Consider the following 12530-nt stretch of genomic DNA (forward strand, 5'->3'; position numbering starts at 1 on the left):
AGTCTTGAGGCGGAGCGCCCCAGCGCGCACGCCAGCCACGCTGAGATGATGAAGAAGAAGGGAAGCAGCCACATAGGCGCTGGCAGTAAAGCCCATTGGAGCAACTTCGGGAGAACTGTCGGAATGAAGTGATCGACAAGCTTTGCGGCAATAGCTGCTCCGAAAGCCGAAGCCACTGCAGTGACCCACTTAGGCATGACCGTCCCTCGTCAAAGGGCTACCTAAGCGGTTCGGACCGATCCTACCAGTAGCGAGGAGGGTAGAACAGCGACACGGACGTGAGACCAAATCCGCTGCACTTAATCTGCACTTACGAAAAAGCCGGCACTAAGCCGGCTCTCGCTTAACCCCTTTTCAAACAGGGCTTTATATGGTGGGCGGTACAAGGTTCGAACTTGTGACCCTTGCCGTGTGAAGGCAATGCTCTACCGCTGAGCTAACCGCCCGATGCTGCTGAGCCGCTCATTATAGGGCGGCAAAATTTCGCGTCAACGGGTTTGCGTAAATTTCTTCACATCGTATGCGTGGGCTTGTCCGAGTTCAGGGTGCCGGCCAGCGCGGTCTCGATCTTGTTGCGCACGTTCTCGCCTTCCTGGCCATCGGCCAGCTGCACGCCGATGCCCGCCGCGCGGTTGCCCTGGGCGCCGGCCGGGGTCACCCAGACCACCTTGCCGGCCACCGGCAGGCGCTCGCTGGAGTCCGGCAGGGTCAGCAGCAGGAACACCTCATCGCCCAGGAAGTAGCGCTTGGGCGTGGGTACGAAGATGCCGCCGTTCTTCACGAACGGCATGTACGCGCTGTACAGCGACGCTTTGTCCTTGACGGCCAGCGACAGGATGCCCTGGCGGGCGTTGGTGGCGCTCATGCTCTATTCCCCTTTGCGTGCCGCTCGTTGACCTTGTTCCAGGCCAACAACAATTCCACCACCGCCAGGTCGGCGCGCACGGTGGTGCGCAACAGATCGCGGGTACGGTTGGCGGCGTCGAACCAGGCGCCCAGCTTGTGCAATCGCTCGGGATCGGTCAAGCCGCCCCCGGTGGCCTGGGCCAACGCCAGATCGGCGGCGTGGCGCAGGCGCAGCGCGGCGTGGTCATCGGCAGTCCAGCGCTGGGCCAGTTCCACCGCGCCCGCGCGCCCGGCCACCAGCGCCTCAAGGTCGCTGGCGACCTGCCGGCGCAGGGCCAGGCCGTCGTTGCGCAGCCAGTCGTCGGCCAGCCCGGGGTGGCCCCGGGCCGCATCCAGCGCTTCGCGGGCGCTGGCTTCGCTGTGGCCCTGGGCCTGCAGCCAGGCCAGGCTTTCCTCACGCGGCGGCAGTTTGAATTCCAGGCGCTGGCAGCGGCTGCGCACGGTGGCCGGCAGGCGCGCCGGGTCGCTGCTGATCAGCCACAGGTAGCGGCCGGGCTGCGGCTCTTCCAGGGTCTTGAGCAGGGCGTTGCAGGCGGCACGATTGATGGCGTCGGCCGGGTCCACCACCACCACCTGGGCGATGCCGTACTGCGGGGTGAGCGAGAGCTTCTGGGAGATCTCGCGCACCTGCTCGATCACGATCTCGGTGCGCAGCTTGTCGCCGGATTTGTTCGGAATGAACGACACCAGCTGCAGGTCCGGGTGGGTGCCGGCGGCGATCAGCTGGGCGGCGCGCTGGGCCGCGGCCGGCTCGCCCCGGGTCAGCACGTGGGTGGCCATGCGCAGCGCCACCTCGCGCTTGCCCAGCCCGGCCGGGCCGCAGATCAGCAGGCCATGGCCCAGCCGGCCAGCGTCGAGCGCGGCGATGGTCTGGTCATAGGCGCGCTGCTGCCAGGGGGAAAACTCAGCCATTACCGCCCTCCTTGGTGAGGTATGCGTTGATGGCATCCACGACCTGGGCGGCCACGCCGGCCTGGTCCTGGCTGGCGTCGATCAGGCGGAACCGCGTGGGGTCCTGGGTGGCGCGCTCGCGGAACACCGCGCGCACGCGCTGGAAGAAATCGTCCTGCTCGCTTTCGATGCGGTCCGGCCACAGGTCGCGGCCGTTGGCGCGCGCGCGGCCCACGGCCACGTCCACATCCAGCAGCAGGGTCAGGCCGGGCAGCAGGCCCACCGCGCGGCGTTCGAGCTCGGCGATCCACGCCGGCTCCAGGCCACGGCCACCGCCCTGGTAGGCGTAGCTGGAATCGGTGAAGCGGTCGCTGAGCACGTAGCAGCCCCGGCGCAGGGCCGGTTCGATCACCTGGCGCACGTGCTGGGCACGGGCGGCGAACACCAGCAGCAGCTCGGCTTCGGCGCTGAGCGGCTCGGCGGCGATTTCCGGATCCGGAGTCAGCACCAGTGCGCGGATGCGCTCGGCCAGCGGGGTGCCGCCGGGTTCACGGGTGAGCACCACCTCACAGCCCTGCGCCTGCAGGGCAGCGCGGATGGCGTTGAGCGCGGTGGTCTTGCCGGCGCCCTCGCCGCCTTCCAGGCTGATGAACCGCGGGTGGCGGCGCAGTGCGGGGCTCATTGCGGTGCCGCCTGCGGCTGGGCGCGCTGCTGGCGCAGCTGCTGCAGGTAACGCGCCACGGCGGCGTTGTGGTCGGTGTAGTTGGCCGAGAACACGTGCGCGCCGCTGCCATCGCCGACGGCCACGAAGTACAGCGCATCGCCCGGGGCCGGGCGTGCGGCGGCCTGCAGGGCGTCGCGGCCCGGCATGGCGATCGGCGTGGGGGTCAGCCCGGCGCGGGTGTAGGTGTTGTACGGCGTATCGGTGGTGAGGTCGCGCTTGCGGATGTTGCCGTCGTAGCTGCTGCCGATGCCGTAGATCACGGTGGGGTCGGTCTGCAGGCGCATGCCCATCTTCAGGCGGCGCACGAACACGCCGGCAATCTGCGGGCGCTCGGCGGGCAGCGCGGTTTCTTTTTCGATGATGGACGCCAGGATCAGCAGCTCATACGGGGAATTCAGCGGCAGGTCGTCGGCGCGGCTTTCCCATGCGGCGGCCAGTTCCTTTTCCATGGCGGCGTGGGCGCGCTTGAGCACGTCCAGGTCGGTATCGCCGCGCTGGTAGACGTAAGTCTCGGGCAGGAAGCGGCCTTCCGGGTGCTGGCCGGGGAAGCCGAGCGTCTTCATCAGCGCGGCATCGTCCAGTTCGTCGGTTTTGTGGATGAGCGGATCGGCGCGCTTGAGCGCGGCGCGCAGCTGGCGGATGTTCCAGCCTTCCACGATGGTGACGCGGTGCTGCAGGGTGCGGCCCTGGCGCATGCGGGTGAGCAGTTCGCGCGGGGTGAGCCTGGCGTCCAGCGCGTACTCGCCGACCTTGAGCTTGCCGGCGGCGTCCAGCTGGCGCGCGAGCAGCTGCCACTGGGTGTCGTTGCCTTCATCCACGCCGGCGTCGCGCAACTTGCGCACGACGGTCTGCAGGCCATCGCCCGGGGTGATGACGACGCTGGGCTGGTCGGGGCTGATGGCGGTGTCGGCGAAGCCGCTCTGGCTGTGCCAGAACCATGCGCCGGCGGCGGCCAGCAGCAGTGCGCCGAGCAGCAGTACCGCCAGGACGGTGAGACAACCTCGTTTTACGCCTGCCATGCATTCCTCGGTGGGTGGTGCAGCCACGCAGGGCGTGGCTCTACGGGTTTATCGTTTCAGCGCGGACACGCATGGCGTGTCCCTACGCGTTCGCCCTACAGCATACCTTGGCTCATTCCTGGCGGCCGAGCGCGCGCATCAGGCCGCGGGCCTTGGCGCGGGTTTCGTCAAGCTCCCTGGCCGGATCCGAATCGACCACGATGCCGGCGCCGGTGCGGAAGGCCGCGTGGGTGCCGGCGACTTCGGCAGTGCGGATGAGGATGTTCAGGTCCAGGTCGCCATCGCGGTTCAGCCAGCCGAACGCGCCGGTGTAGGCGCCGCGCGCGGTCTGTTCCAGTTCGGCGATGATCTGCATGCAGCGCACCTTGGGGCAGCCGGTGATGGTGCCGCCGGGGAAGGTGGCGGCAATCACCTGGCCAGGGCTCACGCCCGGGCGCAGGCGGCCGCGCACGTTGCTCACGATGTGGTGCACGTGGGCGTAGCTTTCCACGCTCATCAGCTCATCCACTTCCACGCTGCCGGCGGTGCAGATGCGGCCCAGGTCGTTACGCTCCAGGTCGATCAGCATCACGTGTTCGGCGCGCTCCTTGGGGTGGCCGACCAGTTCGCGGATGCGTTCGGCATCGTCGTCGCCGGCGAAGCGCGGGCGCGTGCCGGCAATCGGGCGGGTCTGCACGTCATCGCCATGCACCGAGACCAGGCGCTCCGGCGAGGAGCTCACCACTGCCCTGCCCTGCGCGATGAACAGGCCGGCGAACGGCGCCGGGTTGGCCACGCGCAGCTGCGCGTACAGCGCCTGCGGTGACAGCGCCTCATCGAAATGCGCGACCCAGCGCCGCGACAGGTTTACCTGGAACACATCACCGGCGCGCAGGTAGTCGATGACCTTGCCCACGCCGTCGGTGAAGCGCGTGGGCGCATCCTCTTCCATCTGCGCCGGTGGCTGCCACTGCGGCTGCGGCGGCAGCGTGGCAGTGGCATCCAGGTCCTGCAGCAGGGTGTCGAGCTGGGCGGCGTGGTCGGTTTCGCACACGGCGTGGAACTGGCCCAGCACGCGGTCGTGCAGCACGGCGGCCGGGCAGCGAAGCGCAAGTGCACTGGGCAGGCCGTCGGCGCGCGCCGGCAGGTGGAGCACGGTTTCGATCTGGCCGGCCAGTTCGTAGTCGAGCATCAGCGCCCAGCCGCCCCGGTACGGCAGGCCGGTTTCTTCGCGCGGCAGTCGCAGGGACTGCCAGTGCGCATCGAGCACGTCGAGGAAGCTGCCGGCGTGCGCGGCACCGACGTGGTCGCGCACCACGCCATCGGCGTGCAACGCCAGCGATTGACCGTTGCCCATCAGCAGCAGGTCCCAGCGCCCCTGCGCGGTGCCCGAGGCGGTGGATTCCATCAGCAGCGGGTAACGCTCCGGCGCCAGCCGCTGCAGCGCAAGCAGGTCGGTGGTGTCGGGCAGCAGGCGGGTCTGGAACATGGCAGGGCAACCAAAGTGAGTGCGGGGGCCAGATACACCAAGGCCGCCAAGATGGCGGCCCGGTGCGGTGACGTTGGGTGGCGCGCTCAGACGCGCTTGAACACCAGCGTGCCGTTGGTGCCGCCGAAGCCGAAGCCGTTGGACATCACCACATCCACGTTGGCCTCGCGTGCGGTGTTGGGCACGTAATCCAGGTCGCAGCCCTCGCCCGCTTCGTGCAGGTTGATGGTGGGCGGAATGATGTTGTCGCGCAGCGCCAGCACCGAGAAGATGGCTTCCACGCCGCCGGCGGCGCCGAGCAGGTGGCCGGTCATCGACTTGGTGGAGCTGACCATCATCTTGTAGGCGTGGTCGCCGAAGGCGGTCTTCATGGCCATGGTTTCGCCCAGGTCGCCCAGCGGCGTGGAGGTGCCGTGCGCGTTGAGGTAGCCCACCTGGTCCGGGGTAACGCCGGCATCCTTGAGGGCCATGGTCATGCAGCGGGCGGCACCTTCGCCGTTCTCGCTCGGCGCGGTCATGTGGTACGCATCGGAGCTGGCGCCGAAACCGGCCAGCTCGGCATAGATGCGCGCGCCACGCGCCTTGGCGTGTTCGTACTCTTCCAGGATCAGGATGCCGGCGCCGTCGCCGAGCACGAAACCGTCGCGTTCCTTGTCCCACGGGCGCGATGCTTCGGCCGGGGCGTCGTTGCGGGTGCTCATCGCCTTCATGGCGCAGAAGCCGCCCAGCGCCGTCGGCGAGGAGCCGCGCTCGGCACCGCCCACCACCATCACGTCCGCATCGCCGTACTGGATCATGCGCATGGCGGTGCCAATGGAATGATTCGAGGTGGCGCAGGCCGACACCGCCGAGAACGACGGGCCCTTCAACCCGGTGATGATGCTCAGCTGCCCGGGCAGCATGTTGATGATGGTCTTGGGCACGTAGAAGGGCGAGATCTTCTTGCCCTCGTGGAACTCGATGGTCTGTTCCTCGATGCCCAGCAGGCCGCCGATGCCCGCGCCGACGATGGCGCCGATGCGTTCGGCATTGCCGTCGGTGATCTCCAGGCCCGAATCGTTCAAGGCCATGAAGGCGGCACCGAGGCCGTAATGGATGAACGGGTCCATCTTCTTGGCATCCTTGCCACTGACCCGGAACTTGCCGAACTGTTCGTTGTCGGCGGTGATGTCGAAGTCCCTGACCTCACCTGCAATCTTGGTGGTGAAACGGTCCAGGTAAGCCTGCGAAACGTTGGTCAGCGGACCGATGCCGGAACGGCCTTCGGTGATGCCCTTCCAACTGGTGGCCAGATCATTGCCCAACGGCGAGACCATGCCCATGCCGGTAACGACGACGCGACGCTTCATTGCAGATTCTCCTGACCCGGGTAGTGCGGGGTTGACGCGGTGTAACGCTCAAAAGCACAGGGCCGCAAGCGCGGCCCCATGGGTTTGCTGCACGCGGTGGCGGTAAGCACCACTACCGCGCGCAAGCCGCCCGACATCACGCCTTGACGTGAGCCTTGACGTAGTCGATCGCAGCCTGGACGGTGCTGATCTTCTCGGCTTCTTCGTCCGGGATCTCGCACTCGAATTCTTCTTCCAGCGCCATCACCAGTTCAACGGTGTCCAGGGAGTCGGCACCCAGGTCATCGACGAACGATGCGGTGGTGACAACTTCTTCTTCCTTGACGCCAAGCTGTTCGACGACGATTTTCTTGACGCGTTCTTCGATGGTGCTCATTGGATATCGCTCCAGATGGAGTAGTGGTTCAAAAAGTGACGCCATCAAATGGCGATGGCCGTGGGATAGTGTAGTGGAAACCGCAGGGGCCTTGCATGGCTGCAAAACTCCATTTGGATCAACCACTTGCGGTGCAGTCCCTGCACCACATGCTTACGGCATGTACATGCCGCCGTTCACATGGAGGGTTTCGCCGGTGATGTAGCTGGCCGAAGGACCGGCCAGGAACGCCACCGCATTGGCGATGTCGGACGGCTCGCCCAGGCGTTCCAGGGCGATCGACTTGACCAGGCCGGTGCGCTGTTCTTCCGGCAACGCCTTGGTCATGTCGGTATCGATGAAGCCCGGCGCCACCACGTTGACGGTGATGCCGCGCGAGCCGATTTCCTTGGCCAGCGACTTGGAGAAGGCGATGATGCCGGCCTTGGCCGCGGCGTAATTGGCCTGGCCGGCATTGCCGGTCACGCCGATCACCGAGGCGATGTTGATGATGCGGCCCTTGCGCGCCTTCATCATGCCGCGGATGACGGCCTTGGAGGTGCGGAAGACGCTGGTCAGGTTGGTGTCGAGGATGGCCTGCCAGTCCTCGTCCTTCATGCGCAGCAGCAGGTTGTCGCGGGTGATGCCGGCGTTGTTGACCAGGATGGTGATGGCACCGAATTCCTTCGCAATGCCGTCCAGCACGGCCTCGAGCGCGGCCGGGTCGGTCACGTTCAGCGCGCGGCCGTGGCCGCCTGCGGCAGCCAGGCGCTCGCCGATGGCGGCAGCACCGGATTCGGTGGTGGCGGTACCGATCACGGTCGCGCCCTGCGCGGCCAGTGCATCGGCGATCGCCGCGCCGATGCCACGGCTGGCGCCGGTCACCAGTGCGATTTCACCCTGAAGGGGCTTGCTCATGCTCAGTTTCCTCGAACGGGACCGGTCCGCAGCGCCGGCCCGGGGGCTGGCACGTGGCGAACGCGGTCGAAAGTCATCAGGCGGCCCAGGTCTCGCGGGCCGTCTCGAAGTCGGCGGGCGTGGACAGTGTGCGCGCATCCAGGCCCTTGTCGATGCGCTTGATCAAGCCGCTGAGCACCTTGCCGGGGCCGCATTCGGCCACGCGGGTCACGCCGCGCGCGGCCAGGGCTTCGACGCAGCCGGTCCACTGCACCGGCAGGTACAACTGCTGGACCAGGGCGGTGCGGATGGCATCGATGCCGTCGTGCACGCGGGCATCCACGTTCTGCACCACCGGCAAGGCCGGCACGCGCCAGTCCAGGCCAGCCATGGTTTCCTGCAGGCGGTTGGCGGCTTCGCGCATGAGCGGGGTGTGCGAGGGCACGCTGACGGCCAGCTTCACGGCCTTGCGCACGCCCTTTTCGGCCAGCAGCGCCAAGGCGCGGTCGACGGCCGCGGCATCGCCGCCGATGACGATCTGGCCGGGCGAGTTGTAGTTGGCCGGCACCACCACCTGGCTGCCGGAGGCCTGTTCACAGACTTCCTTGACGAGGGCGTCTTCGGCGCCGAGCACGGCGGCCATGGCGCCCACGCCGGTCGGGGCGGCGTCCTGCATCAGCTGGCCGCGCAGGCGCACCAGGTGCGCGCCGTCACGCAACGACAGCGCGCCGGCGGCCACCAGAGCGGTGTACTCGCCCAGGCTGTGCCCGGCCAGCACGGCCGGCTGGGCACCGCCCACGGCCTGCCATGCGCGCCACACGCCGATGCTGGCAGCCAGCAGGGCCGGCTGGGTGTACTCGGTGCGGTTGAGCATCTCTTCCGGGCCGCCCTGCGACAGCGCCCACAGGTCCACGCCGGCGCCATCGGAGGCTTCGGTGAACGCTTCACGCACCTGCGGGTGCAGTTCAGCCAGTTCAGCCAGCATGCCCAGCGACTGCGAGCCCTGGCCGGGGAACACGAAAGCGAGATTGGAATCGGTCACGCGGAGTTCCGCCTGCAAAAATCGAACGGCGAATGATAAGGGGGAATACCGCGCTTCGTCTGTACTGGCGCGTATTGACCAGCCCCTGGTAGGTGCCGACCGTTGGTCGGCACGCCCTCAAACAAACAGCTGCAGAATGTCCAGATCGCCATCGCTGAAGAAATCAAAGCAGATCGCCACCAACATCAACATGCCCAGCGTGGTCGCCCCGTGCACGATCACGATGGCGTGCGCCAGCGCGCGCGCCGAGCGCCCCATCTTCATGCTGTAGCGGGCCAGGCGCTGCAGCCGGCCGGAAACCTCGTGCGCATGCGCCAGCACCGGGGCGTCTTCGCCATCCATTGCTGCCGCCATCAGCGCCTGCAGCTGCTCGGGGCGGTGTTCGTAGTACTTGGCCACGCCATAACCGAACATCAGCCAGTCGCGGGCCTGAGCCTGGGCCAGGTCCATCACTTCCAGCGGATCTTCCTCGAAATCGATGAAGCCGATGGCCCGGCCATCCCAGGTCAGGTTGCGCGGCAGTGGCTGGCCGAAATAGGCGCCCTTGGCATGGGCGGCCACGATGGCCTCCATCGCTGCCGACACCAGTGCGTCGCGGCCGGCATCGTCGGCCTGGCGCAGGCAGGTGTTGAAGGAGCTGCCGTTGTCGCCCAGGACCAGGGCGGCATGGCCGCTGCCGATCACGTGCGGCACGTTCACCCCTTGCGCCTGCAGTTCGGCCAGGCGCCGCGCCTCGGTTTCCCGGGCGGCGTCACCGCCGCGGTGCGGCGGTGGGCGCAGCGCGTCCAGCTGGAAGCGGTTGGCCACGAAATTGAGCAGGCCCAGCGCGACCGCGCGGCTGCTTTCACCGTACTGCTTCAGCCAGGCGCGCTGGCCGTCGATGACAATGGGTTCGACCATGACACACCTCCAGAAATGCAAAACGGCCCCATCGGGGCCGTTTCGTGTGAACCGATTAACGCATTAATAACGCAGCAGCGCCGAACCCCAGGTGAAGCCGCCGCCGAAGGCCTCCAGCAGCAGCAGCTGGCCGCGCTGTACCTTGCCCGAGCGCACCGCCACGTCCAGCGCCATCGGCACCGAAGCGGAGGAGGTGTTGCCGTGCCTGTCCACGGTGACCACGACCTGGTCCATCGACATGTCCAGCCGCTTGGCGGTGGCTTCGATGATGCGCAGGTTGGCCTGGTGCGGAATCAGCCAGTCCAGGTCGGCCTTGGTCATGCCATTGGCGTCGAGGGTTTCATCCACGACCGAGTCCAGCGCCTTGACGGCGTACTTGAACACGTCGTTGCCCTTCATCAGGATCGCGCCGCGGGCCTGCTCGCCTTCGCCGAAGCCGGCCGAGACGCCCACCGGGTTCCACAGCAGTTCTTTCTTGCTGCCATCCGAATGCAGGTGGGTGCTCAGGATGCCGGTGTCTTCGTCGGCCTTGAGCACCACCGCGCCCGCGCCATCGCCGAACAGCACGCAGGTGGTGCGGTCGTTCCAGTCGACGATACGGGTCAGGGTTTCCGCACCGATGACCAGCACATGGCGTGCATCACCGGAACGAATGAATTTGTCGGCCACGCCCAGCGCGAACACGAAGCCCGAACAGGCAGCGTTGACGTCGAAGGCAGGGCAGCCGCTCGCACCGAGCTTGGCCTGGATCAGGCACGCGGTGGACGGGAAGATCAGATCGGGGGTGGTGGTTCCCACCACGATCATGTCCAGCTGGGAAGCGTCGATACCGGCCGCTTCCAACGCACGTACCGCGGCATGGTAGCCGAGGTCGCTGGTGGTTTCCGTGTCGGCGGCGATGTGCCGCTCACGGATACCGGTGCGCGTCTGGATCCACTCATCGCTGGTGTCGACCATTTTCTCCAGATCCTGGTTGGTCAACACTTTTTCGGGCAAGTAACTACCAGTGCCCGCGATCCTCGAGTAGATCCGCTTGCTCATTGCATTTCCTGTAACGGAAGAAAGGGTAAAGGCCGCTGCCCGACCGGGCAGCGGCCCTCACACAGATCAATCTTCTTCGACGGCCGAGTTCGACTTGGTCGTGATCACCTTCTTGCCGCGGTAGAAACCGTCAGCAGTGATGTGGTGACGCAGATGCACTTCGCCGGTGGTCGGGTCGGTGGACAGCTGCTTGGCGCTCAGGGCGTCATGCGAACGGCGCTGGCCGCGGCGGGACGGGGTAACACGGGATTTCTGCACAGCCATGGGATTGCTCCAAACTCGGTTCGTTTTTGCTTCGTCGTATCGTCGCGCAGGACGCCAGCGCCCAGCACAGTCTTCGCTTTCGCCGCAGCCGCCGACGACAATCCGGCTGCTATTGTTTCTTCAGCGCCGCCAATGCCGCGAACGGATTGGCCTTGCTCTGTTCTTCTTCGGTCGGTGCCCAGTCCCGGTCCACCGCTTCACCCTCGGGTGACAGCGGCACCACCGGCACGGCCAGGACCAGTTCGTCCTCGACCAGGTCCAGCGGACGCAGGCTGCCGTCTTCGGGCACCAGCATCGCCTCGTACTCTTCCGGCAGCGACGACTCTTCGTCTTCGCTGCGGATCAGGCCGAGCCGCTGCTTGACCGACACCGGCAGCAGGAAGCGCTGCAGGCTGCGCTGACAGATCAGCGGCAGCGCGGTATCGATGGTCAGGTCCACATAGGATACCCGCAGGATGTCGTCGTGGCCGAATTCAAGCGCAAACGTGCACTTGCCCTCGGTATCGGCAACAAGGCCTTGCAGGCGGGTCATTTCTGCCAGTTCTACCTGACCGTCGAAGCACCTTCGTGCTGCGACCATCCGCCAGGCATCCAGCAATTCGGGCACGTTCGCGGACATAAGCCGCTGAATGTTAAGGATGCCGCCGGCGGTTGTCAATTACCCGCGACACGAGGGCGTGCGGTAGAGTGCCGCCCACCCCTGTCACCCCGGTATTGTCGCATGCTTCCCCTGCTGCTGGCCTCCACCTCCCGTTACCGCCGTGAACTGCTGGAACGGCTGGGCCTGCCGCTGGAGACGGCGCGGCCGGCGGTGGACGAATCCCCCGCCCCCGGCGAAGCGCCGCGTGCGCTGGCCGTCCGGCTGGCACGGGCCAAGGCCGCCGAGGTGGCCGCCCGCCACCCGGGGCGGTGGGTGATCGGCTCGGACCAGGTCGCGGACCTGAACGGGGCCCCGCTGGGCAAGCCTGGCGATGTGCCCGGGGCGCACGCGCAGCTGGCGGCCATGTCCGGGCAGACGGTGGCCTTCCATACCGCGATCTGCCTGGTCCGCGATGACCAGATGCTGGAGGCCTCCGACCTGACCGAGGTCCGGTTCCGGGCACTGGGCGCGGACGAGATTGCCCGCTACGTGGCGGCCGAGCAGCCGCTGGACTGCGCCGGCAGCTTCAAGTGCGAGGGACTGGGCATCACGTTGTTCGAGGCGATCGACAACCGCGACCCGACCGCGTTGATCGGCCTGCCGCTGATCGCCCTCAGCGGGCTGCTGCGGCAGGCCGGCCATACCCTGCCCTGACAGGCCCTCAGCGCAGCTGAAGGGCGCCCAGGCAGTCCGTTTCAAGCGGTCCGGTGGCCCAGCCCATCCAGCGCCCACCCGCCCGTAGAGCGAGCCCCACCGGGCGCTCACCACACTGCAGGACCAGCCGCTTGGCGCTGCTGTCGGCATCGAAGTCGATGCGCCAGGCCGGGCCGCCCAGCGCATTTTCGACCGGGACCAGGGCGGCACCGCCAATGGCCACGCCCGTGCCGGCCAGGCCGGCCCGCTCGCCCTGCAGGTAGCGGGTTTCCGGCCAAGCGAACATCGAGATGCGCTGCGCCCGCACTACCGGCAGCGCGGACCGCAGTTCGCTCAGCACGGTTTCGCCATGGAGCTGGGCCGGATCCACGACGCCGGCC

The 12530-nt window shown here is 67.2% G+C and carries 14 protein-coding genes, 1 tRNA gene and 1 pseudogene; 1 reads left to right on the forward strand and 15 read right to left on the reverse strand.

The features are described from left to right. Positions 1-371: 371 nt before the first annotated feature. The 14 genes from KVS69_RS16860 to KVS69_RS16925 all read right to left on the reverse strand — a co-directional run bounded on the left by KVS69_RS16860 (position 372) and on the right by KVS69_RS16925 (position 11475). Positions 372-446 (reverse strand) — tRNA-Val (locus KVS69_RS16860). 65 nt (positions 447-511) lie between these two features. After that, positions 512-865, reverse strand: a complete 354-nt coding sequence (locus KVS69_RS16865) for a PilZ domain-containing protein (protein ID WP_068849648.1) — start codon at positions 863-865, stop codon at positions 512-514. Beyond that, positions 862-1818, reverse strand: a complete 957-nt coding sequence (locus tag KVS69_RS16870; protein WP_184124998.1) for a DNA polymerase III subunit delta' — start codon at positions 1816-1818, stop codon at positions 862-864. The genes KVS69_RS16865 and KVS69_RS16870 overlap by 4 nt, the downstream gene beginning before the upstream one ends. Then, the gene (gene tmk / locus KVS69_RS16875; RefSeq protein WP_068849645.1) at positions 1811-2479 is read right to left on the reverse strand and encodes a dTMP kinase; all 669 of its coding nucleotides are present in this window, start codon (positions 2477-2479) and stop codon (positions 1811-1813) included. The genes KVS69_RS16870 and tmk overlap by 8 nt, the downstream gene beginning before the upstream one ends. After that, positions 2476-3540, reverse strand: coding sequence for an endolytic transglycosylase MltG (mltG, locus tag KVS69_RS16880; protein ID WP_217539061.1), 1065 nt, complete (start codon positions 3538-3540; stop codon positions 2476-2478). The genes tmk and mltG overlap by 4 nt, the downstream gene beginning before the upstream one ends. 112 nt (positions 3541-3652) lie before the next feature. Beyond that, a complete protein-coding gene (locus tag KVS69_RS16885; protein ID WP_217539063.1) occupies positions 3653-5008 on the reverse strand; it encodes an aminodeoxychorismate synthase component I in 1356 nt (451 codons plus the stop codon). Positions 5009-5094: 86 nt separating this feature from the next. Beyond that, positions 5095-6357 carry a beta-ketoacyl-ACP synthase II gene (fabF, locus tag KVS69_RS16890; protein WP_217539065.1) on the reverse strand — a complete coding sequence of 421 codons (1263 nt, stop codon included), beginning with the start codon at positions 6355-6357 and terminating at the stop codon, positions 5095-5097. 136 nt (positions 6358-6493) lie between these two features. Next, a complete protein-coding gene (acpP, locus tag KVS69_RS16895; protein ID WP_068849637.1) occupies positions 6494-6733 on the reverse strand; it encodes an acyl carrier protein in 240 nt (79 codons plus the stop codon). A 153-nt stretch (positions 6734-6886) separates the two neighbouring features. Beyond that, a complete protein-coding gene (gene fabG, locus KVS69_RS16900) occupies positions 6887-7630 on the reverse strand; it encodes a 3-oxoacyl-ACP reductase FabG (RefSeq protein ID WP_184124992.1) in 744 nt (247 codons plus the stop codon). 76 nt (positions 7631-7706) lie between these two features. Then, complete coding sequence (fabD, locus tag KVS69_RS16905; protein ID WP_068854559.1) at positions 7707-8651, reverse strand: ACP S-malonyltransferase; 945 nt, start codon at positions 8649-8651, stop codon at positions 7707-7709. Between the two features lie 117 nt (positions 8652-8768). Next, positions 8769-9551, reverse strand: a complete 783-nt coding sequence (locus KVS69_RS16910; protein ID WP_217539067.1) for a serine/threonine protein phosphatase — start codon at positions 9549-9551, stop codon at positions 8769-8771. A gap of 63 nt (positions 9552-9614) precedes the next feature. After that, a complete protein-coding gene (locus KVS69_RS16915; RefSeq protein ID WP_068849631.1) occupies positions 9615-10592 on the reverse strand; it encodes a beta-ketoacyl-ACP synthase III in 978 nt (325 codons plus the stop codon). A gap of 66 nt (positions 10593-10658) precedes the next feature. Then, positions 10659-10856: a 50S ribosomal protein L32 gene (gene rpmF, locus KVS69_RS16920; protein WP_068849629.1), complete on the reverse strand. Its 198-nt coding sequence runs from the start codon at positions 10854-10856 to the stop codon at positions 10659-10661. A gap of 109 nt (positions 10857-10965) precedes the next feature. Continuing rightward, the gene (locus KVS69_RS16925; protein WP_068849627.1) at positions 10966-11475 is read right to left on the reverse strand and encodes a YceD family protein; all 510 of its coding nucleotides are present in this window, start codon (positions 11473-11475) and stop codon (positions 10966-10968) included. Between the two features lie 102 nt (positions 11476-11577). Here KVS69_RS16925 and KVS69_RS16930 point away from each other — a divergent pair, with 102 nt between their 5' ends. After that, the gene (locus KVS69_RS16930; protein ID WP_217539070.1) at positions 11578-12150 is read left to right on the forward strand and encodes a Maf family nucleotide pyrophosphatase; all 573 of its coding nucleotides are present in this window, start codon (positions 11578-11580) and stop codon (positions 12148-12150) included. Positions 12151-12157: 7 nt separating this feature from the next. Here KVS69_RS16930 and KVS69_RS16935 read toward each other — a convergent pair. After that, positions 12158-12530 (reverse strand): annotated as a pseudogene (locus tag KVS69_RS16935) (hypothetical protein); the annotation flags it as partial.

Source organism: Stenotrophomonas sp. GbtcB23, assembly GCF_019091045.1.
In the GTDB taxonomy this organism is placed as follows: Bacteria; Pseudomonadota; Gammaproteobacteria; order Xanthomonadales; family Xanthomonadaceae; genus Stenotrophomonas; species Stenotrophomonas rhizophila_A.